At 53.6% G+C, this 23,666-nt stretch carries 23 protein-coding genes and 1 pseudogene; 16 read left to right on the top strand and 8 right to left on the bottom strand.

Going from position 1 to position 23,666, the window contains the following annotated elements:
- Positions 1–3 precede the first annotated feature (3 nt).
- Genes kdpC through kdpF form a run of 4 tightly spaced genes read right to left on the bottom strand, consistent with a single transcriptional unit; the run spans position 4 to position 4,416 of the window.
- On the bottom strand, positions 4–570 hold the full coding sequence (kdpC, locus tag HV261_RS18870) for a potassium-transporting ATPase subunit KdpC (protein ID WP_202039132.1): 567 nt from the start codon (positions 568–570) through the stop codon (positions 4–6).
- Positions 571–578: 8 nt separating this feature from the next.
- Positions 579–2,627: a potassium-transporting ATPase subunit KdpB gene (gene kdpB / locus HV261_RS18865; protein WP_202039131.1), complete on the bottom strand. Its 2,049-nt coding sequence runs from the start codon at positions 2,625–2,627 to the stop codon at positions 579–581.
- Positions 2,628–2,647: 20 nt separating this feature from the next.
- Complete coding sequence (gene kdpA / locus HV261_RS18860) at positions 2,648–4,327, bottom strand: potassium-transporting ATPase subunit KdpA (RefSeq protein WP_202039130.1); 1,680 nt, start codon at positions 4,325–4,327, stop codon at positions 2,648–2,650.
- Complete coding sequence (kdpF, locus tag HV261_RS18855) at positions 4,327–4,416, bottom strand: K(+)-transporting ATPase subunit F (RefSeq protein ID WP_001670793.1); 90 nt, start codon at positions 4,414–4,416, stop codon at positions 4,327–4,329. Before kdpF ends, kdpA begins: the two co-directional genes overlap by 1 nt.
- A 308-nt stretch (positions 4,417–4,724) precedes the next feature.
- On the opposite strand from kdpF, the gene HV261_RS18850 reads away from it, so the two are divergent.
- The 4 genes from HV261_RS18850 (at position 4,725) to HV261_RS18835 (ending at position 8,836) form a co-directional block, all read left to right on the top strand.
- On the top strand, positions 4,725–4,931 hold the full coding sequence (locus tag HV261_RS18850; protein ID WP_003022870.1) for a YbfA family protein: 207 nt from the start codon (positions 4,725–4,727) through the stop codon (positions 4,929–4,931).
- Between the two features lie 837 nt (positions 4,932–5,768).
- Positions 5,769–6,323, top strand: a complete 555-nt coding sequence (locus HV261_RS18845; protein WP_202039129.1) for a DUF1722 domain-containing protein — start codon at positions 5,769–5,771, stop codon at positions 6,321–6,323.
- A gap of 18 nt (positions 6,324–6,341) precedes the next feature.
- Entirely contained in the window at positions 6,342–7,760 is a 1,419-nt protein-coding gene (gene phrB / locus HV261_RS18840) for a deoxyribodipyrimidine photo-lyase (protein ID WP_202039128.1), read from the top strand.
- Between the two features lie 161 nt (positions 7,761–7,921).
- Positions 7,922–8,836: an Rpn family recombination-promoting nuclease/putative transposase gene (locus tag HV261_RS18835; RefSeq protein ID WP_202039127.1), complete on the top strand. Its 915-nt coding sequence runs from the start codon at positions 7,922–7,924 to the stop codon at positions 8,834–8,836.
- A gap of 52 nt (positions 8,837–8,888) precedes the next feature.
- Here the strand turns inward: HV261_RS18835 and HV261_RS18830 are convergent, their stop codons facing one another.
- Positions 8,889–10,370 carry a dipeptide permease DtpD gene (locus HV261_RS18830; RefSeq protein ID WP_202039126.1) on the bottom strand — a complete coding sequence of 494 codons (1,482 nt, stop codon included), beginning with the start codon at positions 10,368–10,370 and terminating at the stop codon, positions 8,889–8,891.
- Between the two features lie 289 nt (positions 10,371–10,659).
- Between HV261_RS18830 and ybgI the strand changes: the two genes are divergently transcribed.
- From ybgI to nei, 8 genes are read left to right on the top strand one after another with little or no spacing between them, the layout of a single operon-like run.
- On the top strand, positions 10,660–11,403 hold the full coding sequence (ybgI, locus tag HV261_RS18825; protein ID WP_101742420.1) for a radiation resistance protein YbgI: 744 nt from the start codon (positions 10,660–10,662) through the stop codon (positions 11,401–11,403).
- A gap of 15 nt (positions 11,404–11,418) precedes the next feature.
- Positions 11,419–12,075 carry a 5-oxoprolinase subunit PxpB gene (gene pxpB / locus HV261_RS18820; RefSeq protein ID WP_061067534.1) on the top strand — a complete coding sequence of 219 codons (657 nt, stop codon included), beginning with the start codon at positions 11,419–11,421 and terminating at the stop codon, positions 12,073–12,075.
- Positions 12,069–13,001: a 5-oxoprolinase subunit PxpC gene (pxpC, locus tag HV261_RS18815; RefSeq protein WP_202039125.1), complete on the top strand. Its 933-nt coding sequence runs from the start codon at positions 12,069–12,071 to the stop codon at positions 12,999–13,001. Before pxpB ends, pxpC begins: the two co-directional genes overlap by 7 nt.
- On the top strand, positions 12,991–13,725 hold the full coding sequence (pxpA, locus tag HV261_RS18810; RefSeq protein WP_202039124.1) for a 5-oxoprolinase subunit PxpA: 735 nt from the start codon (positions 12,991–12,993) through the stop codon (positions 13,723–13,725). Before pxpC ends, pxpA begins: the two co-directional genes overlap by 11 nt.
- 53 nt (positions 13,726–13,778) lie before the next feature.
- Positions 13,779–14,501, top strand: a complete 723-nt coding sequence (locus HV261_RS18805; protein ID WP_005122560.1) for a DUF969 domain-containing protein — start codon at positions 13,779–13,781, stop codon at positions 14,499–14,501.
- Positions 14,498–15,493: a DUF979 domain-containing protein gene (locus HV261_RS18800; protein ID WP_202039123.1), complete on the top strand. Its 996-nt coding sequence runs from the start codon at positions 14,498–14,500 to the stop codon at positions 15,491–15,493. The genes HV261_RS18805 and HV261_RS18800 overlap by 4 nt, the downstream gene beginning before the upstream one ends.
- Positions 15,494–15,502: 9 nt before the next feature.
- On the top strand, positions 15,503–16,147 hold the full coding sequence (gene pcp / locus HV261_RS18795; RefSeq protein ID WP_202039122.1) for a pyroglutamyl-peptidase I: 645 nt from the start codon (positions 15,503–15,505) through the stop codon (positions 16,145–16,147).
- Between the two features lie 14 nt (positions 16,148–16,161).
- Entirely contained in the window at positions 16,162–16,953 is a 792-nt protein-coding gene (gene nei, locus HV261_RS18790; protein ID WP_137384470.1) for an endonuclease VIII, read from the top strand.
- Here nei and HV261_RS18785 read toward each other — a convergent pair.
- The 3 genes and pseudogenes from HV261_RS18785 to HV261_RS28015 form a co-directional block, all read right to left on the bottom strand.
- Complete coding sequence (locus HV261_RS18785) at positions 16,950–17,996, bottom strand: AbrB family protein (protein WP_202039121.1); 1,047 nt, start codon at positions 17,994–17,996, stop codon at positions 16,950–16,952. The genes nei and HV261_RS18785 overlap by 4 nt on opposite strands.
- Before the next feature lie 184 nt (positions 17,997–18,180).
- A complete protein-coding gene (locus HV261_RS18780) occupies positions 18,181–19,464 on the bottom strand; it encodes a citrate synthase (protein WP_043015622.1) in 1,284 nt (427 codons plus the stop codon).
- Positions 19,465–19,652: 188 nt separating this feature from the next.
- Positions 19,653–19,733, bottom strand: a pseudogene (locus HV261_RS28015) (hypothetical protein); the annotation flags it as partial.
- A gap of 425 nt (positions 19,734–20,158) precedes the next feature.
- Between HV261_RS28015 and sdhC the strand changes: the two are divergent.
- The 4 genes from sdhC to sdhB are packed head-to-tail and all read left to right on the top strand — an operon-like array spanning position 20,159 to position 23,402.
- Positions 20,159–20,563 carry a succinate dehydrogenase cytochrome b556 subunit gene (gene sdhC, locus HV261_RS18775; protein WP_016152282.1) on the top strand — a complete coding sequence of 135 codons (405 nt, stop codon included), beginning with the start codon at positions 20,159–20,161 and terminating at the stop codon, positions 20,561–20,563.
- Positions 20,557–20,904, top strand: coding sequence for a succinate dehydrogenase membrane anchor subunit (gene sdhD / locus HV261_RS18770; protein WP_005122550.1), 348 nt, complete (start codon positions 20,557–20,559; stop codon positions 20,902–20,904). Before sdhC ends, sdhD begins: the two co-directional genes overlap by 7 nt.
- A complete protein-coding gene (gene sdhA, locus HV261_RS18765) occupies positions 20,904–22,670 on the top strand; it encodes a succinate dehydrogenase flavoprotein subunit (RefSeq protein WP_202039120.1) in 1,767 nt (588 codons plus the stop codon). The genes sdhD and sdhA overlap by 1 nt, the downstream gene beginning before the upstream one ends.
- Positions 22,671–22,685: 15 nt before the next feature.
- A complete protein-coding gene (gene sdhB / locus HV261_RS18760) occupies positions 22,686–23,402 on the top strand; it encodes a succinate dehydrogenase iron-sulfur subunit SdhB (protein ID WP_202039119.1) in 717 nt (238 codons plus the stop codon).
- Positions 23,403–23,666: the final 264 nt, after the last annotated feature.

The following is a 23,666-nucleotide window of genomic DNA, read 5'->3' as shown; positions in this document are numbered from 1 at the left end:
TTCTCAGTGCTTATCCAGCGCTAAATTAAGTTCCACCAGGTTCACTACCGGCTGACCGATGAAACTGACCAGCGGCTTTTGCGTATAGTGTGCAACCAACTGCGTAACCTCTTCAACGCTGAGGTTGCGGGCTTGCGCCACGCGGGGAATTTGCCAGGCGACCGCATCGGGGGTCAGGTTATTGTCCAGACCGCTGGCGGACGCTGTGACCAGTTCCACGGGCACAACAGGGTTAGCCTGTGGATTAGCAGCACGCAATGCGGCAATCCTGCTTTGTAGTTGCTTATCCAACTCAGGGTTGCTTGCTGCCAGGTTGCTGCCACCCGAAGCCATTGGATTATAGGGTACTTCTGCCGTTGCCGACGGGCGTCCATGAAAATAACCCGCGGCGGTAAAATTTTGCCCGATCAGTTCAGAGCCGCGAATTATCTGACCTTCACGCAGAAGCGAGCCGTTAGCCTGGTGGGGAAACCACCACTGCCCCAGCGCGGTGGTCAGCAGCGGATAAACACCGCCGGTGATAAGCATCAGGAAAAGCAATGTTGATAATGCAGGACGTAATCCACTCATCTGAAACCTCACACCAGACCCAGCAGGGTCAGCAGTAAATCAATCACTTTGATACCGATAAACGGCACAACCAGGCCGCCAAGACCGTAGATCCACAGATTGCGGCGCAGCATGGCGGAAGCGGATAACGGCTTATAGCTCACGCCCTTCAGCGCCAGTGGGATCAGGAAGACAATCACCAACGCATTGAAGATGACGGCGCTCAGGATTGCCGAATCCGGCGAATGCAGTCGCATGACGTTCAGTGCGTTAAGCTGCGGGTAAGTTGCGGCGAACGCAGCCGGGATGATGGCGAAATATTTCGCCACGTCGTTGGCGATACTAAAGGTGGTCAGCGACCCGCGCGTCATCAGCATCTGTTTACCAATGTGCACCACTTCAATCAGCTTGGTGGGGTTAGAGTCGAGATCCACCATGTTGCCCGCTTCCTTCGCGGCCTGGGTCCCGGAGTTCATGGCGACCGCGACATCGGCCTGCGCCAGTGCCGGGGCGTCGTTGGTTCCGTCGCCAGTCATCGCCACCAAACGACCTTCCGCCTGATACTGACGGATCAGTGCCAGCTTGGCTTCCGGTGTCGCTTCGGCTAAAAAGTCATCCACTCCCGCCTCTGCGGCGATTGCTGCAGCAGTCAGGCGGTTGTCGCCGGTGATCATCACCGTTTTGATGCCCATTTTGCGCAGCTGAGCAAAACGTTCTTTAATCCCACCTTTGACAATATCTTTCAGGGCTATCACGCCCAGCACCCGTGGACCTTCAGCAACGACCAGTGGCGTCGCGCCAAGGCGAGCAACGTTTTCGACTTTCTGCTCCACATCGGCAGGGAAGTGGCCGCCGTTAGCTTCGACGTGACGACGAATAGCATCTACGGAGCCTTTGCGGATCATTCGGTTGTCGATGTTGATACCGCTCATCCGACTCTGCGCGGTAAACGGCACAAAAGTGGCATGGAGCGACTGTACGTCACGAATGCGCAGGTTAAAACGCTGTTTAGCCAGGACAACGATGCTGCGGCCTTCCGGCGTTTCGTCGGCCAGTGATGAAAGCTGTGCTGCGTCGGCCAGTGTTTTTTCGTCCACGCCCTGGGCGGGCAGAAAATCAGAGGCCTGACGGTTACCCAGCGTGATGGTACCGGTTTTATCCAACAGCAGGACATCGACGTCGCCGGCCGCTTCTACCGCACGTCCGCTGGTGGCGATAACGTTCGCACCCAGCATGCGGCTCATCCCGGCGACGCCAATCGCGGAGAGCAGTCCACCGATCGTGGTGGGGATCAGACAGACCAGCAGGGCAACCAGTACCGTGATGCTGACCGCACTGCCGCCCCAGGCAGAGAACGGCCACAGCGTGGCGGTGGCCAGCAGAAAGACGATAGTCAGGGCAATCAGCAGGATCGTCAGCGCGATTTCATTTGGCGTTTTACGTCGCTGTGCGCCTTCGACCATGGCAATCATTCGATCGAGGAATGTTTCTCCGGGGTTGACGCTACACGCGATCACCAGCCAGTCCGAGAGAATGCGTGTCCCGCCAGTGACGGAGGCAAAATCGCCGCCGGATTCACGGATTACTGGCGCGGATTCACCGGTAATGGCGCTTTCATCCACCGAGGCGCCGCCTTCGATAACTTCGCCGTCACAAGGGATAATATCGCCAGCTTCCACCAGCACGATATCCCCTTTGCGTAACTCTTCGGCTGGCACGTGATCCATTGGCGCGCCATATTTTGGTTCACGAAGTTTGCGGGCAAAGGCGGTTTTTTTGACTCCTTTCAGGCTGTTGGCCTGCGCTTTACTACGCCCTTCAGCCAGCGCTTCCGCAAAGTTAGCGAACAGAACGGTCACCCACAGCCAGAGGCTTATCGCGCCGGTAAACAGTGGATTACCTGACATATGGCCTGTCGTCATCGCTACCGTTAACAGGGTGGTCAGCAGACTGCCCAGCCAGACGATAAACATCACCGGGTTACGCCACTGAGTATGTGGACTTAATTTTTTCACTGCGTCCATTAGCGCTTGTGCGACCAGAGAAGGTTCGAACAGCGCCAGTTGCTTGCGACTCATAGTCATGTGCTCCGCATCACTCAACGTAAAGAGAGGTATTCTGCTACCGGGCCAAGCGCCAGCGCAGGAACAAAGGTGAGGGCGCCAACCAGCAACACCGTACCGATCAACAATCCAACAAACAGCGCACCGTGGGTGGGTAGCGTGCCGGGACTTGCGGGTTGACTCTTTTTACCGACAAGTGAACCGGCAATCGCCATCACCGGGATAATGACGCCGAAGCGGCCGAAGAACATGCACGCGGCCAGCAGGCTGTTCCAGAATGGGCTGTTGGCACTTAATCCGGCAAAGGCGCTCCCATTGTTATTGGCGGCAGACGAGACCGCGTACAGCACCTCGCTAAAACCATGCGGCCCAGGATTGAGCATGGCGCTACGCCCGGCATCGCTCATCATGGCTATCGCGGTCCCAAGCAGCACCAACGCAGGGGTAACCAGAATCGCCAGCGCGGTCATTTTCATTTCGCGGACATCGATTTTTTTACCCAGATATTCCGGAGTGCGGCCAATCATCAGTCCGGCAATAAAGACCGCCAGCAGTACGAACAGCAGCATGCCGTACAACCCTGACCCCACACCGCCGAACACCACTTCGCCAATCTGCATCAACCACATCGGTACCATGCCGCCCAGCGCAGTGAAGGAGTCGTGCATAGCAATAACTGCGCCACAGGATGCGGCCGTCGTGACGACCGCAAACAGGCTACTGATCAGCACGCCAAAGCGGCTCTCTTTACCTTCCATATTAATATTGCTATCTGCGCCAAACGCCATCAGATGCGGGTTACCCTGCACTTCGGCCCACATCACAACCGCCACGCAAACGACAAAAATAAGCGACATAGCCCAGAGCAGAGTGCGTCCCTGTCGGCGATCGCCCACGACGTCGCCGAAGGCGAAGCACAGCGCCGTGGGAATTAAGAAGATTGCCAGCATCTGTACCATGTTGGTCAGCGCGGTCGGGTTTTCAAACGGATGTGAGGAGTTGGCATTAAAAAAGCCGCCGCCGTTGGTACCGAGCATCTTAATGGCCTCTTGTGAGGCGACAGGTCCCATCGGCAGCAGTTGTTTTGCCCCTTCAAGCGTGGTAATCGCCTGATAAGGCAGCAGGTTTTGCAGCGCACCTTGCTGGATGAAAAACAGCGCGATGAGCAGAGAAATCGGCAGTAATATCCACAGCGTAATGCGGATCAGGTCCACCCAGGCATTCCCCAGCGTGTTCATACTTTGTCGCGTAAAGGCGCGAGCCAGGGCAAAGATCACCGCAATACCTGTCGCCGCAGACAGGAAATTCTGCACGGTCAGGCCGGCCATCTGGCTGAAGTAGCTTAACGTGGTTTCACCCGCATAGGACTGCCAGTTGGTGTTGGTTACAAAACTAACAGCGGTATTGAGCGCGAGATCCCACGATAGCCCTGGCAACTGTTGCGGATTCAGCGGCAGCAGGTTTTGCGCCATCAACATCGCAAACAGTATCAGCAGACCGAGGATATTCAGTGCGAGGATCGCCAGCAAATAGTGCAGCCAGGTCATTTCCTGCTGCGAAATACCCAGCCCACGCCACAGCACACGCTCAACGCCTGCAAGGCCGGGTAAGGATGTGTTGTTGATAAGACGTGCCAGCCCAAAGCCCAGCGGCCTGGCGATAACAAACAGCACCAGCAGGAAACTGGCGATGAGTAAAAATCCTTGCGCTGCCATCAGAACGCCTCCGCATTAATCAAGGCATACACCAGATAACCCAGTAACAAAAAGACCAGCACAATGCCGGTTATCACGCCTGCACTCACAGTGCACCTCCAGTGGCATAAATGTGATAACCAGAGCGTAGGTTTTTGGTTGCAAAGATTTCGCAAAAATCTGCGGGCGGGGTGTAAAAAAAGTATAAAAATGGCAAAGACCATTATTTAACTAATGGTTAGTATTAATTTAACTTTTATGTAACTTACTTACAGATTTAGGTTAAACGGAGCATCAATAGATAAAAATAAGTGGTCGGATGAGTAGTAAAATTACGCACAAGGCGGTATTATTTTCACCAGTTAACCAAGTTTATTTTTCCGGTGCGATTCACCGAACAGATATATGGGAGAGGATTATGGACTTTTATAAAGAATATCCAGCACACATTGTTTTCTTGCGCCGTACCTTTGCCGTAGTGGCTGGTGTTCTGGCGCTGCCGGTCATGCTGTTCTGGAAAGACCGTGCCCGTTTTTACAGCTACCTGCATCGCGTCTGGTCGAAAACCAGTGATAAGCCGGTGTGGATGGAGCAGGCTGAAAAAGCCACCTGCGATTTCTACTAAGTTACCGTTCAGGCTCAAAAAAACCGCCAACAGCAATGTGGTAATGCTGTTCAGTTAACATTTCAGTTTCAGAAAGCATCAACATGTGTTGGCGGGGTAATGAACATGCTCTCTCAGAGAAAGGATTCCGTTCACCTCATGTTCATCGCTTCTCTGTACACTGAACGCCAGTGAACGTGTTAAGGGTGCTATCGCCGCACCCTTAACAATCCCGGCTCCCGGCAGGAAAATTGTTGCTGCGCAATCCCCTCCGCTTATTCCTCCAGGCTACCGGGCCGGGCGCGATGCAACGTCCCTGTCACACGCACCCTGAACCCGCATCCCTGCGGGTTCTCCCGGCCTTACGAAAACACGTCGGCAATTTTCAGCCGGACCCGCCACGCCTGACCACCTGTATTTTTATTTGAATATGTTTGAACAGCAAAACAAATTTAACTGAAAATCAGAGAGTTGAAGCGATGTCTCCGGTCCGGCTGAAAATCGATGAGGTGTTGACGGCTGACCGGGGCTGCCCGCAGGGATGCGGGCAGAGAGGACGGCCTGCAGGGACGCAGGCTCGGCCCCGACCCGACAGGCAGACGGCATAAGACGAATAACTCGCGCAGCGACGATTTTCCCGCCGGGAGCCTGGGATGCAAGGGAGGCGGCGGTGAGCATCCCTTGCACGTTCACGTGTATAGCGATATCAGAGAAGCGATGAACATAAGGTGAACGGAAACTTATTCAGAGTAAAACGTTCTCCAGACATGCTTAACTGACTGGCATTACAACAGCAATGTGGCGGTTTTTTTATACGTCGCAGTCTACACTTACCTGTGTAACGGATAAGGAGTGGCGATGAGCAAGAGAGTTCCTGTTGGTGTCCGCGCCTGTCTGACCACAGAAGCGAACGATAAATTTCTGTTTGATGAGAATACGCTGGTACGTATTTATGCCTTGCATGAATTGTACCGACTGCGCCAGAGCGGATTATCACGTGGCGCATTGATTGATTTTCACACCCGTTACAAGCTGGTGTTACTGGCACACTCCCAACCGGAGTATCGTGAGCTCGGCCCTTTTGTTGCCGCAATCCACGAATGGGCAAGCCTCGATGCTTTTTATACGGAGTACCGTTTGCGGTTGATTCATCTGCTGTTTAATAACGCGACCCGACGCAACCATACTAATGTCCTGATGCATGTGCAGGGCTATTTCCGTAACCAGCTTAATCTTCGTCAACGTCAGGAACTGACCTCAATAATCGATAACTATCGACGTGAGATGCAGCCGCTGCTTGCGCCATTGATGCTCCTCCAACACTATATGACGGAACACCCGAACAGCTGGTTGTCCGGGCAACGTTACTTTGAACTCTGGCCTGCGATTCTGCGTTTACACGGCAAAGCTTAATTTTTATTCGGGAGTTTTATGACCACTCATCTGGTCTGGTTTCGGCGCGATTTACGTCTGCATGACAATCTTGCGCTGGCAGCGGCATGTCGGGATCGTTCGGCACGGATATTGGCGTTATATATTGCCACGCCGGCACAGTGGAAAGCGCATGATATGTCACCGCGTCAGGCGGCGTTTGTCGGCAAGCAGTTGAATGCGCTGCAAACGGCGCTGGCAGAAAAAGGCATCCCGCTGCTGGTTTATGACGTCGGGGATTTCACCGCCAGCGTAGAGATAGTCAAAAATGTCTGCGCACAGCATGACGTTAGCCGACTGTTTTATAACTATCAGTACGAAATTAACGAACGCCAGCGCGATGCTCAGGTAGAAAAATCATTACCGCAGGTGCTGTGTGAGGGCTTTGACGATAGCGTAATCCTGGCACCGGGCGCGGTAATGACCGGGAATCATGAGATGTATAAAGTCTTTACGCCGTTTAAAAATGCCTGGCTGAAGCGGTTAAAAGACAGTATCCCGGAGTGTGTTGCGGCACCAAAAGCCCGCGAAAGCGGCGCAATTCCCTCCCCATCAACGCCAATTACGCTCAACTATCCGCAGCAGGATTTTGATGTGGCGCTTTTCCCGGTAGAAGAAAAATCGGTTATCGCGCAATTACGTCAGTTTTGCCAGCAGGGCGCGGCGGAATACGAGCAACAACGTGATTTTCCGGCAAGCGAAGGTACCAGTCGGTTGTCGGCAAGCCTTGCCACCGGCGGGTTATCACCGCGCCAGTGTCTGCACCGTTTGTTAGTCGAGCAGCCTCAGGCGCTAGAGGGAGGCGCCGGGAGCGTTTGGTTAAACGAGCTCATCTGGCGTGAATTTTACCGCCATCTACTGACGTACTATCCCGCACTGTGTCGGTATCAGCCCTTTATTCGCTGGACAGATCGTGTGCAATGGCAAAATAACGTGGCGCATTTTCAGGCCTGGCAGACGGGGAATACAGGGTATCCAATCGTCGATGCGGCGATGCGCCAGCTCAACGGCACGGGGTGGATGCATAATCGATTACGCATGATTACGGCCAGTTGTTTGGTGAAAGACCTGCTGATCGACTGGCGAAAAGGTGAGCAATATTTCATGTCGCAACTGATCGACGGCGATCTGGCGGCGAATAATGGTGGCTGGCAGTGGGCTGCTTCTACCGGAACGGATGCTGCGCCGTATTTCCGTATTTTTAATCCCACCACTCAGGGGGAGAAATTCGACCGTGACGGTGATTTTATCCGCCAATGGGTACCGGAATTACGCGATGTACCGGGAAAAGCCATTCACGAACCGTGGAGGTGGGCGGAGAAAATGCAGGTGACACTCAATTATCCTCGTCCGATTGTCGATCATAAGCAGGCAAGGTTAGCCACGCTGGCTGCCTATGAGGCCGCGCGTAAGGCGTGAGGGTAGCAGATTTCTGTGTAATGCCTTCCAGCAGAATGAATATGTTGCAGTTGTACACATTTAGCGCTGAAGAGGGCGCGCAAGTCTGCTAATGGCTGGATGTGCGGGGTGCTCCCCGGGCAGTAAAGTTCCGTTATCTTCTTTTCAGGTGACGGAACACGATGATAACGCCGACGACTTCCACACCGCATGATGCGGTATTTAAAACGTTTTTATACCATCCCGAAACTGCGCGGGATTTCCTCGACATACATCTTCCTGCTTCTTTGCGAACACTTTGCGATTTGGATACGCTGAAGTTAGAGTCCGAGAGCTTTATTGAAGCAGATTTGCGTTCCCGCTACTCCGATGTGCTCTGGTCGCTGCGCACACGCGACGGCGATGGCTATGTCTATGTCGTAATCGAGCACCAAAGTTCAGCCGACCCGCATATGGCTTTTCGGCTGCTGCGTTATGCGATAGCAGCCATGCAGCGCCATCTGGATGCCGGGCACAAGGAACTGCCGCTGGTAATACCGATGCTGTTTTATCATGGCTGTCGAAGCCCGTACCCGTATTCACTATGCTGGTTGGATACGTTCGCCGATCCTGTGGCGGCCCGGCAACTTTATGCCAACACATTTCCGCTGGTGGATATCACGGTGGTGCCGGATGACGAAATCATGGCGCACAGGCGAATGGCGTTGTTGGAACTGATGCAAAAGCATATCCGTCAGCGGGATTTGATAGGGTTGGTAGAACAGCTGGCCTCACTGATCCTTACTGGATGTGCTAATGACACGCAGCTCCAGGCGATGTTTAATTACATTCTGCAATCCGGTGATGAATCTCGCTTCAGTGAGTTTTTGCAAGAGATGGCGCAACGGATCCCCCAACACAAGGAGAGGCTGATGACTATTGCAGAACGGTTAAGGTTAGATGGATTACAGGAAGGATTACAACAGGGGTTACAACAAGGTAAACACGAAGCCGCATTGCGTATAGCGCAAACTATGCTGGCGCAGGGAATAGATCGCGAAATGGTGTTACTGGTTACAGGTCTGTCTGAAGAGGATTTAGCGGCAAAGAATTCGTAACCTGCTGATCAATAACGGGCCCGAGTGATATTACATCGTCGGGCCCGTAAACTCAGGACTCTACCGCGAGCGGACGGTTTTTAAATTTGAGTGATTGATATAACCAAATCAACAGCACCAGCGCCACACAGGCCAGCGCGCCCCAGGTAATTTCGCTAAAGACATCAATATAGGCGTTGATGGAATAGTTGATGGCACCGGAAGCATCAAACGCGCTCTGTGATGTCTGGTCGGCAATCACGCCTGCCAGGTAGTTGGCAATGGCCCCGGAAAGCAGCATATAGATACCGGTTAATACGCCGGTTACCCCTGGGATCTCAATGCGTGTAATTTGTGACATGGCGACAGGGTCGATAAACAGCTCGGCGAATCCCATAACGGCCAGCCCTAAAACCATCAGCGGCATGGAGGAGTGCCCGTATGCGGCGGACCAGCGGGCGCTTAAGGTCAGAATACAGAAACCAGCACTCATTAACCCCAGACCGAGAGCAAACTTACCCCAGATACGAACGGTACGATTGCCACTCACGCTTTCTTTGACCACCCAGGCCAGCACGATGCCGCACAACATGACGGCGAAGGCGTTTACTGACTGGAACATGGCAGTAGGGACTGAATATCCCATCACGTCGCGATTAACAAAGCGGTCGATATACAAGCTGATGGAACTACCACCCTGCTGTGCAAAGGCCCAGAACAACAAGCTGAAGAAGGTCAGCGTGACGATAAGCCCCAGCTCTTTACGCTGTTTCTGCGTTTGCGCCTGACGGTAGATTTTTGCCAGAACGGCCAGACCAATGACGGTGGTGACAATCAGCGCGTACACGGACCACTCTTTCCAGAACAGGACAGTAATTAAAAGTGGTGCGGCGACCAGCAGAACCAGCAGCCAGGCCCAGTTCGGCAGAATGAACGATTTGGCACACAGCACGGCTTTGTTGACGCCGCTGGTGTGAGCAAAATGACGATTCCCGCATAAGAAAATGACCAGCCCGGCCAGCATACCGATAGCGGCCAGCGCAAAGCCCATTGCCCAACTGTACTCTTCCTGCACGTAGCCGCAGGCGATAGGAGCAATAATTGAACCAATGTTACCGGCGGCATAGAGCAGAGAGAATCCGCCGTCACGGCGCGGATCTTCTGGTTTATACAATTCACCCAGCAGGCAACTGATGTTGGATTTAAACAAACCGTAGCCACAGACAATAATGGCCAGAGATAAGTAGAGAAACGCCGGAGCCATTTCACTGGCGCCCAGGACCAGATGTCCCACTGCCATCAGAAATGCGCCAATCATTACCGCCATACGGTTACCGAGCACTTTATCCGCCAGGTATCCTCCGAGAATCGGCGTGACATACACCAGCGAACAGTAAGAACTGAACAGTTCATACGCGTGATTATCGTTGTACTTAAGCTGGTTAGTGAGATACAGGATCAGCAGTGCACGCATGCCATAAAAACTGAAGTATTCCCAAATTTGCAGCGCGACGACGTAATAAATCGCGCGTGGCTGAGATGCTTGTTTATTCATTATTTTCTCGAAGTAAATGCCTCACGACGGAAGGAACGTGCCGTGTGAGTGTGTTTCCTTAAAGTTGTAACTTTGATACAGATCTGATTATTTTTGCAATATGCTGTCTGATTGCATAAATATACATGAATACGATCTCGTGGTGGTAAGCAATTTACGTTTACAGGCCGCGTGATTGTTTCTTGATGTGTCAGCGAAATGGCTATCGACGAACGGAGGTGAGGACGCTATTTTAACTGAAGCTGTGTTGCTGATTGAGCAGGCAGAATTTATGACAACGAGGACGATGATGAAAAACACCGAGCTGGAACAACTGATTAACGACAAGCTGAACAGCGCAGCCATAAGCGACTATGCACCGAATGGTTTGCAGGTTGAGGGCAAAGAAACGGTGCAAAAAATCGTGACCGGCGTAACCGCAAGCCAGGCATTACTGGATGAGGCAGTTCGCCTTGGGGCCGATGCGGTCATCGTTCATCATGGTTATTTCTGGAAGGGCGAATCTCCGGTTATTCGCGGCATGAAGCGCCGGCGTCTGAAAACGCTGCTGGAAAATGACATCAACCTGTATGGCTGGCATCTGCCGCTGGATGCCCACCCCGAACTGGGGAATAACGCACAGCTGGCCGCGCTGTTGGGTATCACGGTGATGGGGGAGATAGAGCCTCTGGTACCGTGGGGGGAACTCTCCATGCCGGTTCCTGGGCTGGAACTGGCATCCTGGATTGAAGCGCGTCTGGGACGTAAACCGTTATGGTGCGGCGATACCGGGCCTGAAAACGTTCAGCGTGTTGCCTGGTGTACGGGGGGCGGTCAAAGTTTCATTGATAGCGCGGCCCGCTTTGGTGTTGATGCCTTTATTACCGGGGAAGTTTCTGAACAAACCATTCACTCTGCCCGCGAGCAGGGACTGCATTTCTATGCTGCCGGTCACCATGCTACCGAACGCGGCGGTATTCGTGCCTTGAGCGAATGGCTGAATGAAAACACCGATCTGGATGTGACGTTTGTCGACATCCCTAACCCAGCCTGATAAAGAGGGACGAAAGTGCAGCGAGCGCGTTGTTATCTGTTAGGTGAAACCGCGGTGGTTCTGGAGCTGGAACCGCCGATTACGCTGGCAACTCAGAAACGCATCTGGCGTCTGGCCCAGCGTCTGGCTGATGCTCCGAATGTACTTGAAGCCATTCCGGGAATGAACAATATCACGGTGATCCTGAATTCCCCGCAGACGCTGGCGCTGGATGCAATTGAACGCCTGCAACGTTGGTGGGAAGAGAGTGAGGCGATGGAGCCGGATTCGCGCTTTGTCGAAATACCCGTTATCTATGGCGGCGAATATGGTCCCGATCTGGCCGAAGTCGCCCGGCACAGTGGTTTGAGCGACAAGCAGGTCGTTGAATTGCATGCGTCCGTTGATTATGTCGTCTGGTTTTTAGGGTTTCAGCCAGGATTTCCCTATCTTGGGAGCTTGCCGGAACCATTGCATACGCCAAGACGAGCCGAACCGCGCTTACTTGTTCCGGCAGGGTCGGTGGGGATCGGCGGTTCACAAACCGGTATCTACCCGATTGCAACGCCCGGCGGGTGGCAACTGATAGGACGTACCGCCGTTAAGCTTTTTGATCCGCAGCGTGAGGAGCCGATCCTGTTACGGGCTGGAGATACTGTACGTTTTGTCCCGCAGAAGGAGGGCGTATGTTAAACATCATTCGTGCTGGCCTGTACACCTCCGTACAGGATGGGGGGCGTCATGGCTTTCGTCAGTCAGGGATAAGCCACTGCGGCGCGCTGGATAAACCGGCGCTGAACGTCGCCAACCTGCTGGTGGGTAATGATGCGAATGCCGCAGCGCTGGAAATCACGCTGGGGCAACTGGTGGTGGAGTTTGAAGCCGATGGCTGGTTTGCCCTGACCGGTGCCGGATGCGAGGCGCATCTGGATCGTACTCCGGTATGGAGCGGTTGGCGGTTGCCAGTTAAAGCCGGACAACGCCTGTCATTAAAACACCCGCATCATGGTATGCGCAGTTACCTGGCGGTGGCGGGCGGTATTGATGTTCCCGACGTTATGGGATCGCGCAGTACCGATTTGAAAGTCGGTATTGGCGGGTTTGAAGGACGTTTGTTACGCGATGGCGATAAGTTGGCAATTGGCGTTTCAACACGACAATTTAATGGCCCACAAGGGGTAAAGCAGTTGATGTGGGGCAACCACATTCGTGCGTTACCTGGACCCGAATATCAGGAATTTGACGAGGCATCGCAGGCATCGTTCTGGCGCGCGCCGTGGCGACTGAGCCCACAGAGTAACCGTATGGGGTATCGCCTGCAGGGGCAGCCACTGACACGCACGACAGACCGCGAGATGTTGTCACACGGTTTGCTCCCCGGCGTGGTACAGGTCCCGCATAACGGGCAGCCAATTGTACTGATGAACGATGCCCAGACCACGGGCGGATATCCGCGTATCGCCTGTATCATCGAGGCGGATATGTATCACCTTGCGCAGATCCCTCTTGGACAACCGATTCACTTTGTTCAGTGCTCGCTGGAAGAGGCGTTGAAGGCGCGTCACGATCAGCAGCGCTATCTGGAACAGCTAACATGGCGACTTAACGATGAAAATTGATTTGAATGCCGACCTCGGCGAAGGCTGTGCGAACGACGCGACGCTGCTTCAGCTGGTGTCATCGGCCAATATTGCCTGTGGATTTCATGCCGGAGACGCACAAACCATGCTGGCAAGTGTGCGGGAAGCGCTGAAAAACGGCGTGGCCGTGGGGGCACATCCTGGCTTTCCGGACCGGGAAAATTTTGGTCGTAGTGCTATGAATCTGCCTGCCGAAACGGTTTATGCGCAAACGCTGTATCAAATTGGTGCACTGGCAGTCATTACCCGCGCAGAAGGGGGCGTGATGCGCCACGTGAAACCGCACGGCATGCTCTATAACCAGGCCGCAAAAGATCCTGTGCTGGCCGATGCGATAGCCAGAGCGGTTTATGCCTGCGATTCGTCATTGATACTGGTAGGGCTGGCGGGGAGCGAATTGATCCGTGCCGGTGAACATTATGGCCTGGCGACGCGTCAGGAGGTTTTTGCAGATCGGGGGTATCAGGCTGATGGTAGTCTGGTTCCGCGTAGTCAGCCAGGTGCACTGATCGAAGACGAAGAGCAGGCGCTGGCGCAAACGTTAGAAATGGTGCAGTCCGGGAGAGTAAAAAGTCAGAGTGGAACATGGGCAAACGTAACCGCGCAGACGGTATGCATTCACGGGGATGGTGAGCACGCACTCGCTTTTGCCCGCCGTTTGCGCAGCGCGTTCGGTGCCTGCAATATTCAAATTGGCGCATAAATTTTTTAATACAAAACAATAATATACAACACAACAACATAAGGGATTTAATTATGGGAGAGGCTATTTCTCTCTGGCCATTGACGGGGATCGCCGTCATTGTGGTCGGATTTCTTTTACGTTTTAACCCGGTATTGGTGGTTATCGTTGCCGGGATCGTCACCGGGCTGGCAGCGCATATGCCAATCGCCACTATTCTCGAAAAGCTGGGTGAAGGCTTTCTCAACACCCGCAACCTGCCGTTTATCCTGCTGATCCCGCTGGCAGTCATTGGTCTGCTGGAACGTCACGGACTGAAAGAGCGCGCCCAGGCGTGGATCGCGAAAATCCGCAGTGCCACCAGTGGTCGTCTGCTCATTGTCTATCTGTTTATTCGTGAAGCGACCGCCGCGCTGGGCTTGACCAGCCTGGGTGGGCATCCTCAGATGGTACGCCCGTTATTAGCCCCGATGGCTGAAGGGGCTGCGGAGAAAAACCACGGTGAATTGCCGGGGGCCGTACGTTATCGCCTGCGTGCAATGTCTGCGGCGACTGACAACGTTGGTCTGTTTTTCGGCGAAGACATCTTCGTTGCCTTTGGGGCGATCATTTTCATGCACAACTTTATGCTGGAGTCCGGTGGGATCCAGACCGAACCGTTGCATATCGCTTTGTGGGGTATCCCAACGGCAATTTGCGCCTTCTTGATCCACGGTACGCGCTTGTGGCGTCTGGATAACTATCTGCAGCGTGAGGTGGCGAAAGCCAATGCGGCAGCGAAAGGAGCAGCGCAATGAATTTTCAGCAAAGCTATCTCTACTGGCTGGCGGGGGCGGTACTGTTGATTGTGGCGGTGATGTCCTGGCAGGACAAAGCGAACCCGCGTCGCTTAACCACAGGCCTGTTTTGGGGGCTGTATGGTGTGCTGTTCCTGCTGGGCGACTGGACGTACTCACTGTTTGGCGACAAACGTACGGTACATATCGCGGTCGGTATTGCGGTGGTCGTACTGGCGCTGATTGCCGGGTTTGGCGGTGTGAAACTGGGAAGCTACCATCAACGCACCCAGCAGCAGCGTGAAGAAAGCGCCAGTCGACTGGGTAATCGCCTGTTTTTTCCGGCGCTGGCTATTCCGGTGGTGACCGTTATCGGTGTACTGATGTTTAACCACATTCCGGGTTTGCAGGATGCGCTGTTTGGGCCGGGGAATCACGCCACGCTGGTCACGCTCTTTTCTATGACGGCAGGCTCGCTGATTGGCCTGGCAATGGCGGTAAAAATGACCCATGAGCGCGTCCATCAGCCCATTCAGGAAGCCCGTCGCCTGCTGGACTCCATCGGCTGGGCGTTCATCCTGCCGCAAATTCTGGCGACGCTCGGGTTGCTGTTTACGGCGGCAGGGGTGGGCAGTGGTATATCGTATCTGACCCAGGAATACCTCGCGGTAGATAGCCGCTTTATCGCCGTAGCGGTGTATACCATCGGAATGGCGCTGTTGACGATGGTCATGGGGAATGCATTTGCTGCTTTCCCGATTGTGACCGCCGGGATCGGTATTCCAATTCTTGTGTTGCAGCATGGTGGTAACCCCGCAGTGATGGCGGCCATTGGAATGTTCTCTGGTTATTGCGGAACCTTAATGACGCCGATGGCAGCGAACTTTAACATCGTGCCTGCAGCCCTGCTGGAGTTACCGGATAAAAACGCCGTGATTAAAGCGCAGGTGCCAACCGGCATACTGCTGTTGCTGGTTAACGTGTTGCTGATGTATTTCCTGATGTTCCTGTAAGGAGGAAGGATGAAAACGGTCTTAATCACCGGATTTGAACCCTTTGGCGGAGAGTCGGTTAACCCTTCCTGGGAAGTGGTCTCCGGGCTCGACAATGCTATCATCGCCGGATGCCGTGTCGTTGCGCGTCAGCTACCGTGTGTGTTTGGCGAGTCTCTAACCGTACTTAATGCCGCGATTGACGCGCTGTCACCGTCGTTGGTGCTGGCGGTGGGGCAGGCAGGAGGTCGTACCGATATTACCGTTGAGCGAGTGGCGATCAACGTGGACGATGCGCGTATTGCGGATAACCACGGTCAGCAGCCCGTTGATGTGCCGATTGTCGCCGAGGGTCCGGCAGCATGGTTTAGCACGCTGCCAATCAAAGCGATGGTGATGGCCATGCGCAATGCGGGTATCCCAGCCTCCGTTTCCCAAACAGCAGGTACCTTTGTTTGTAATCATGTGATGTATGGCCTGCTGCATACGTTACGCGACACACCGGCAGTGAAGGGCGGTTTTATCCATATTCCTTATCTGCCACAACAGGCCGCCGCGCACCCCGGAGCGCCAAGTATGGCGAGCGAAACGGTGCGACGGGCGCTGGAAATTGCCATTGACACTGCATTGCAGGTGGACAGCGATATTGCCGTGACGGGCGGTGCAACACACTAACAAAGGACAGTATTATGCCTGAAGGCCCGGAGATCCGCCGCGCGGCGGATAACCTGGAGGCGGCAGTCAAAGGCAAACCCCTGACGGATGTCTGGTTTGCCTTTGAGCAGTTAAAACCGTATCAATCCCAACTCATCGGGCAGCGTGTTACCCAGCTTGAAACGCGGGGTAAAGCCTTGCTGACCCATTTTTCCAATGGTCTGACGCTGTACAGCCACAATCAGCTTTACGGCGTGTGGCGAGTCGTCGATACCGGCAACATTCCGCAAACCACGCGGGTGCTGCGCGTCAGGCTGCAAACAGAGGATAAAACTATCCTGCTGTATAGCGCGTCTGATATCGAAATGCTGACGCCAGAGCAGCTCACCACCCATCCATTTCTGCAACGGGTTGGACCGGACGTCCTTGATTTGCGTTTAACGCCCGCAGAGGTAAAAACGCGTCTGCTGTCACCCCGTTTTCGCAATCGTCAGTTTTCCGGTTTGTTGCTGGATCAGGCGTTTCTGGCGGGGTTAGGTAACTATCTACGGGTAGAGATTCTCTGGCAGGTGGGGTTGACCGGGCAACATAAAGCGTCACAGCTTAGCGATGAACAGTTGGATACGCTGGCGCAAGCGCTGCTTGATATTCCTCGTCTGTCGTATAACACGCGTGGCCAGGTCGATGACAATAAGCACCACGGCGCACTGTTTCGCTTTAAGGTGTTCCATCGGGACGGCGAAGCCTGTGAGCGCTGTGGTGGAATCATCGAGAAAACAACACTTTCCTCACGCCCCTTTTACTGGTGTCCGGGCTGCCAGCATTAGGTGGGCTGTCTTGGCGCATGCGCTGAAATAAAACGCGCCACCGCAGGGCCGGTCAATAAGATACTGAACAACCGCAGGGTTTGCATCGCCATGATGAGCGCCATATCGGCGTGGCTGCCTGCGGCAATTACCGCGACGGAATCCACCCCGCCAGGGCTGGTCGCCAGATAGGCGGTGAGAAAGTCGATTTGCATGTAATGTGCCAGACCCCAGGCCATAGCGGCACAAATCGCCATCAGTGAAAAAATAGACAGTAAAATTTGTGGCAACGGACGCAGTGCCATCAAAAATATCTGCTTGTCAAAGCCAAGACCGATTTGCCAGCCGATGGCCATATACGCCATTGCCAACAGCCATTCCGGCAGTTCAATGACTATCACACCGCCTGCGTTCAGCAATGCGCCTGCCAGCATGGGCAGCAACATCACGCCAGAGGGGATGCGCAGTAAGCGCCCGGCTATACCGGCAACGGCGGCCAGTAGTACGGTACTCAACAGATTCATACTCAGCGGCGGAAACCAGACGAGTTGCTGACCGACCGCTTGCGCCTGATCGCCCATGACTAATCGGGTTACCAGCGCGGCCGCGCCGACTACCAACAGTACCCGCAGATACTGCATAAAGGCTACCAGGCGGATGTCAGCGCCATAATCCTGCGCCATCGCAACCATTGCGGCTGCCCCGCCAGGTGATGAACCCCACGCGCCGGTGTTCCCTGGTAAATTGCTGTAGCGAACCAGCAGCCAGCCGATGACCGCGCTGCTAATCAGCGTCGCCAGCAGGATGACAATCACCATCGGCCAGTGTGCCGCAAGCGTGGTTAAAATAGAGCCAGTGAGGTTTTGCGCAATCATGCAGCCGAGAATGGCCTGAGCGGCAAGAAATGTGCAGCGGGGAGGGTGCAGGGAGATCCCGCGCATACTGAAAATGATACCGACGATCATAGAGCCGAGCAGCAATGCGCCAGGAAGATGTATCAACAGAAAGAACAGGGAAAGAAGGAGCGACAGTAAAAACAGTAAACCCCACCGCAACACATGCATCCCATGCTCCTGAATGAAATTAAGTAACTCTTAATAAATCATAGAGAAAGCGCGATAAGAATAAAACTACGAGGGGCAATAAAAAGCAGAAATGTGCCGGATAGCAACGTCATGCCGCATATCCGGCCTATGTCTGGAACGTTTTGTAGGCCGGATATGCATGAGCGCCATCCGGCACGATAAATTAACGCTTAATATCAGACTTAAAATCGCGCTTGTCGTAGCCGGTATACAGCTGACGTGGACGGGCGATTTTCATGCCGTCGGTGTGCATTTCGTTCCAGTGTGCAATCCAGCCAACGGTACGCGCCATCGCGAAGATCACGGTGAACATGGAGGACGGAATGCCCATCGCTTTCAGGATGATGCCGGAGTAGAAATCTACGTTCGGGTAGAGTTTCTTCTCGATGAAGTACGGGTCGTTGAGCGCAATGTGCTCAAGCTCCATTGCCACTTCCAGCAGGTCATCTTTGGTGCCGAGTTCTTTCAGCACTTCATGGCAGGTTTCACGCATCACGGTGGCGCGTGGGTCATAGTTTTTGTAAACACGGTGACCAAAGCCCATCAGGCGGAAAGAATCATTCTTGTCTTTAGCACGGCGAACAAATTCCGGAATGTGTTTAACCGAGCTGATTTCTTCCAGCATTTTCAGCGCAGCTTCGTTGGCGCCGCCGTGTGCCGGTCCCCACAGGGAGGCAATACCGGCCGCGATGCAGGCAAACGGGTTCGCACCAGAAGAGCCTGCGGTACGTACGGTTGACGTTGAAGCGTTTTGTTCGTGGTCAGCATGCAGGATCAGAATACGATCCATGGCGCGTTCCAGAATGGGGTTTACTTCGTATTTTTCGCACGGCGTGGAGAACATCATGTTCAGGAAGTTACCGGCGTAAGACAAGTCATTGCGCGGGTAAACAAACGGCTGACCAATGGAGTATTTGTAGCACATCGCGGCCATGGTCGGCATTTTGGATAGCAGACGGAAGGCGGCGATTTCACGATGGCGCGGATTATTGACATCCAGCGAATCGTGGTAGAACGCAGCCAGCGCCCCGGTAACACCGCACATGACGGCCATCGGGTGAGAGTCGCGGCGGAAACCGTGGAACAGACGGGTGATCTGCTCGTGGATCATGGTATGGCGAGTGACCGTGGTTTTGAACTCGTCGTACTCTTCCTGCGTCGGTTTTTCACCGTACAGCAGGATATAACACACTTCCAGATAGTTGGACTCGGTCGCCAACTGGTCAATCGGGAAGCCGCGATGCAGCAAAATACCTTCGTCACCGTCGATGAACGTAATTTTGGATTCGCAGGATGCGGTAGAGGTGAAACCTGGGTCAAAAGTAAACATGCCTTTTGAGCCAAGGCTACGAATATCAATAACGTCCTGACCGAGCGTGCCCTTCAGCACATCCAGTTCGATAGCAGCATCACCGTTTAGAGTGAGTTTTGCTTTAGTATCAGCCATTTACGGTCTCCTTAGCGCCTTGTTGCTTAAGACTACTCAGGTGAGATCTGTTTCAACTCATCAATTAACCGTTACCACTTTGTTATTCGGCTCGCCGCTCTGCGAAGAGGAGAAAACCAGGGTACAGAGCAATGGGCGCTTGCAGGTAAATCAGTTAACTCATGGTGAATTAGCAACAAATCAACAACTTAGCAATCCGAATTATTAAACCTGTCTACACTAATAACTGTCCTGAAGGTATTGGTCAATACTTCCACACTGTTACATAACTAAATCTCCGGTGAAAGAGTGACCCCATAACTTTTACGCATTATATGCTTTTTCTGGTGTCGTTTGTAACAAGTTTGTTTAATGATTGTCAAATCAGATGATTAAAAATTAAAATAATGTTGTTATCGTGACCTATGTCACTGTTCGGGATAAAACCCGACAAACTATATGTAGGTTAATTGTAATGATTTTGTGAACGTCCTATACTGCCGCCAGGTCTCCGGAATACCCTGCAATCCCGAGCCAACCAGCGTTGTAACGTGTCGTTTTAGCAACTGGAAGCAGTGTTTTATATGACGCGTAGTTATAGTAAGGACGCTGTCTGACCCGCAAGCAGACCGGAGGAAGGAAATCCCGGCGTCTTTCAGACTACAGAAGTCTTTATCTTCTGTGCCCGAAGTCCAAAGGGAATAATAAGAACAGCATGTGGGCGTTATTCATGATAAGAAATGTGAAAAAACAAAGACCTGTCAATCTGGATCTGCAAACGATCCGATTCCCAATCACGGCGATAGCGTCCATTCTCCATCGCGTATCTGGAGTGATCACCTTCGTAGCGGTCGGGATCCTGTTGTGGTTATTGGGTACCAGCTTGTCCTCCCCTGAAGGTTTCCTCGCCGCGTCATCCATTATGAATAACTTCTTTGTGGAGTTAATTCTGTGGGGGATCCTGATTGCGCTGGCCTATCACGCCGTCATGGGCATTCGCCATCTGTTGATGGATTTTGGCTATATCGAAGAAACCCTCGAAGCAGGGACACGCTCCGCCAAAATTTGTTTCGTTATCATTGTCGTGCTTTCACTTCTTGCAGGAGTCCTCGTATGGTAAGCAACGCCTCCGCATTAGGACGCAACGGCGTACATGACTTCATTCTGGTCCGTGCTACCGCTATCGTTCTGACGTTATACATCATCTATATGGTCGGCTTCTTCGCCACCAGCGGCGAGCTGACGTTTGAAGTCTGGACCGGTTTCTTCTCATCGGCATTCACCAAAGTCTTCACCCTGCTGGCACTTTTCTCCATCTTGATTCATGCCTGGATTGGCATGTGGCAGGTGTTGACCGACTACGTTAAACCGCTGGCTGTACGCCTGATTCTGCAACTGGCCATTGTCGTTGCGCTGGTGGTTTACGTCATTTATGGATTTGTTGTGGTGTGGGGTGTGTAATGAAACTGCCAGTCAGAGAATTTGATGCTGTTGTGATTGGTGCCGGCGGCGCAGGTATGCGCGCGGCGCTGCAAATTTCCCAGAGCGGCCAGACCTGTGCGCTGCTCTCCAAAGTCTTCCCGACCCGTTCCCATACCGTATCCGCGCAGGGTGGCATCACCGTTGCGCTTGGTAATACCCATGAAGATAACTGGGAATGGCACATGTACGACACCGTTAAAGGGTCGGACTACATTGGTGACCAGGACGCGATTGAATATATGTGTAAAACCGGTCCGGAAGCGATTCTGGAGCTGGACCACATGGGACTGCCGTTCTCGCGTCTCGACGATGGCACCATCTATCAACGTCCGTTTGGCGGCCAGTCGAAAAACTTCGGCGGTGAACAGGCGGCACGTACCGCCGCGGCGGCTGACCGTACCGGCCACGCGCTGTTGCACACGCTGTATCAGCAAAACCTGAAAAACCACACCACGATTTTCTCCGAGTGGTATGCGTTAGATCTGGTGAAAAATGCTGATGGCGCAGTTGTCGGTTGTACCGCACTGTGTATCGAAACCGGTGAAGTGGTTTACTTCAAAGCCCGCGCAACCGTGCTGGCGACCGGCGGTGCTGGCCGTATTTACCAGTCAACAACTAACGCCCACATCAACACCGGTGATGGCGTAGGTATGGCAATCCGTGCCGGTGTCCCGGTGCAGGATATGGAAATGTGGCAGTTCCACCCAACCGGTATCGCCGGCGCGGGCGTGCTGGTGACAGAAGGCTGCCGTGGTGAAGGCGGTTACCTGCTGAATAAACACGGCGAGCGCTTCATGGAGCGTTATGCCCCGAATGCGAAAGACCTGGCGGGTCGTGACGTGGTGGCGCGTTCCATCATGATCGAAATCCGTGAAGGCCGCGGCTGCGACGGCCCATGGGGTCCGCACGCCAAGCTGAAACTCGACCACCTCGGTAAAGAAGTTCTGGAATCCCGTCTGCCGGGCATCCTGGAGCTTTCGCGTACCTTTGCCCACGTTGATCCGGTGAAAGAGCCGATTCCGGTTATCCCAACCTGCCACTATATGATGGGCGGTATTCCGACCAAGGTGACCGGTCAGGCGCTGACTGTGAACGAGCAGGGCGAAGATGTGGTGATTCCTGGACTGTTTGCAGTGGGCGAGATCGCGTGCGTATCGGTTCACGGCGCCAACCGTCTGGGCGGCAACTCATTGCTGGATCTGGTAGTGTTTGGTCGCGCAGTCGGTCTACATCTGCAGGAATCTATCGCTGAGCAGGGTGACCTGCAGGATGCGACGGAAGAAGAGATCGATGCTTCTCTGGCGCGTCTGAATCGCTGGAACGGTAACCGCGACGGTGAAGACCCGGTGGTTATCCGCAAAGCGCTGCAGGAATGTATGCAGCATAACTTCTCGGTATTCCGCGAAGGTGACGCGATGGCGAAAGGTCTCGAAGAGCTGAAAGCCATTCGTGAGCGCCTGAAAAATGCCCGTCTGGATGATACCTCCAGCGAGTTCAACACCCAGCGCGTTGAGTGCCTGGAGTTGGATAACCTGATGGAAACCGCGTACGCAACGGCGGTATCCGCCAACTTCCGTACCGAAAGCCGTGGCGCGCATAGTCGCTTCGACTTCCCGGAACGTGATGATGAAAACTGGCTGTGCCATTCCCTGTATCTGCCAGAGTCGGAATCCATGACCCGACGTCAAGTCAACATGGAACCGAAACTGCGCCCGGCATTCCCGCCGAAGATTCGTACTTACTAATGCGGAGACAGGAAAATGAGACTCGAGTTTTCAATTTATCGCTATAACCCGGATGTTGATGATGCTCCGCATATGCAGGATTACACCCTGGAAGCGGAAGAAGGGCGCGACATGATGCTGCTGGATGCACTGATGCAGCTGAAAGAAAAAGATCCGTCGCTATCGTTCCGCCGTTCCTGCCGTGAAGGAGTCTGTGGCTCCGACGGCCTGAACATGAACGGTAAAAATGGTCTGGCCTGTATCACACCTATTTCTGCGCTGAATCAGCCGGGCAAGAAGATTGTCATTCGCCCGCTGCCGGGTTTACCGGTGGTGCGCGATTTGGTGGTAGACATGGGGCAATTCTACGCACAGTATGAGAAGATTAAACCTTACTTGTTGAATAATGGGAAAAATCCACCGGCTCGTGAGCATTTACAAATGCCAGAGCAGCGTGAGAAGCTCGATGGGCTGTATGAATGTATTTTATGTGCATGCTGCTCAACGTCTTGCCCATCATTCTGGTGGAATCCGGACAAGTTTATTGGCCCGGCAGGCCTGCTGGCCGCGTATCGTTTCCTGATCGACAGTCGCGATACCGAGACCGACAGCCGCCTGGACGGTTTAAGTGACGCTTTCAGCGTATTCCGCTGCCATAGCATCATGAACTGCGTCAGCGTATGTCCGAAAGGGTTGAACCCGACGCGCGCCATCGGCCATATTAAGTCGATGCTGCTCAAACGTAGTGCGTAAGTTGTTGTAGTTGCCGGGGAAGTGATTCCCCGGTAGTGCAGGAAACCTCTAAAAACTGCCACATTGATAGCAATAATCGAGATGTTCAGCGCGAGACAAGGCGCGAACGGAACGAATTTTCGGGAGCATAGTTAACTATGTGACCGGAGTGAGTGAAGGTTGCAACGCAGTCGCAGCCTGAACAGCGACGATTATTAGACAGTTTTTAAAGGTTCCTTAGCGGACGCAGAAAACACGACAGTCCGCAACAAGTGAACCCCGGCA

This window comes from Citrobacter sp. RHBSTW-00671 (genome assembly GCF_014103415.1).
In the GTDB taxonomy this organism is placed as follows: Bacteria; Pseudomonadota; Gammaproteobacteria; order Enterobacterales; family Enterobacteriaceae; genus Citrobacter.
This window is presented reverse-complemented; position numbering and strand designations above follow the sequence as displayed.

Excerpts from the sequence above, each read along its gene's own strand:
- kdpC (WP_202039132.1), bottom strand. The coding sequence starts at position 570 with ATGAGTGGATTACGTCCTGCATTATCAACATTGCTTTTCCTGATGCTT.
- kdpB (WP_202039131.1), bottom strand. The coding sequence starts at position 2,627 with ATGAGTCGCAAGCAACTGGCGCTGTTCGAACCTTCTCTGGTCGCACAA.
- kdpA (WP_202039130.1), bottom strand. The coding sequence starts at position 4,327 with ATGGCAGCGCAAGGATTTTTACTCATCGCCAGTTTCCTGCTGGTGCTG.
- HV261_RS18850 (WP_003022870.1), top strand. The coding sequence starts at position 4,725 with ATGGACTTTTATAAAGAATATCCAGCACACATTGTTTTCTTGCGCCGT.
- HV261_RS18845 (WP_202039129.1), top strand. The coding sequence starts at position 5,769 with ATGAGCAAGAGAGTTCCTGTTGGTGTCCGCGCCTGTCTGACCACAGAA.
- phrB (WP_202039128.1), top strand. The coding sequence starts at position 6,342 with ATGACCACTCATCTGGTCTGGTTTCGGCGCGATTTACGTCTGCATGAC.
- HV261_RS18835 (WP_202039127.1), top strand. The coding sequence starts at position 7,922 with ATGATAACGCCGACGACTTCCACACCGCATGATGCGGTATTTAAAACG.
- HV261_RS18830 (WP_202039126.1), bottom strand. The coding sequence starts at position 10,370 with ATGAATAAACAAGCATCTCAGCCACGCGCGATTTATTACGTCGTCGCG.
- ybgI (WP_101742420.1), top strand. The coding sequence starts at position 10,660 with ATGAAAAACACCGAGCTGGAACAACTGATTAACGACAAGCTGAACAGC.
- pxpC (WP_202039125.1), top strand. The coding sequence starts at position 12,069 with ATGTTAAACATCATTCGTGCTGGCCTGTACACCTCCGTACAGGATGGG.
- pxpA (WP_202039124.1), top strand. The coding sequence starts at position 12,991 with ATGAAAATTGATTTGAATGCCGACCTCGGCGAAGGCTGTGCGAACGAC.
- HV261_RS18805 (WP_005122560.1), top strand. The coding sequence starts at position 13,779 with ATGGGAGAGGCTATTTCTCTCTGGCCATTGACGGGGATCGCCGTCATT.
- HV261_RS18800 (WP_202039123.1), top strand. The coding sequence starts at position 14,498 with ATGAATTTTCAGCAAAGCTATCTCTACTGGCTGGCGGGGGCGGTACTG.
- pcp (WP_202039122.1), top strand. The coding sequence starts at position 15,503 with ATGAAAACGGTCTTAATCACCGGATTTGAACCCTTTGGCGGAGAGTCG.
- nei (WP_137384470.1), top strand. The coding sequence starts at position 16,162 with ATGCCTGAAGGCCCGGAGATCCGCCGCGCGGCGGATAACCTGGAGGCG.
- HV261_RS18785 (WP_202039121.1), bottom strand. The coding sequence starts at position 17,996 with ATGCATGTGTTGCGGTGGGGTTTACTGTTTTTACTGTCGCTCCTTCTT.
- HV261_RS18780 (WP_043015622.1), bottom strand. The coding sequence starts at position 19,464 with ATGGCTGATACTAAAGCAAAACTCACTCTAAACGGTGATGCTGCTATC.
- sdhC (WP_016152282.1), top strand. The coding sequence starts at position 20,159 with ATGTGGGCGTTATTCATGATAAGAAATGTGAAAAAACAAAGACCTGTC.
- sdhD (WP_005122550.1), top strand. The coding sequence starts at position 20,557 with ATGGTAAGCAACGCCTCCGCATTAGGACGCAACGGCGTACATGACTTC.
- sdhA (WP_202039120.1), top strand. The coding sequence starts at position 20,904 with ATGAAACTGCCAGTCAGAGAATTTGATGCTGTTGTGATTGGTGCCGGC.
- sdhB (WP_202039119.1), top strand. The coding sequence starts at position 22,686 with ATGAGACTCGAGTTTTCAATTTATCGCTATAACCCGGATGTTGATGAT.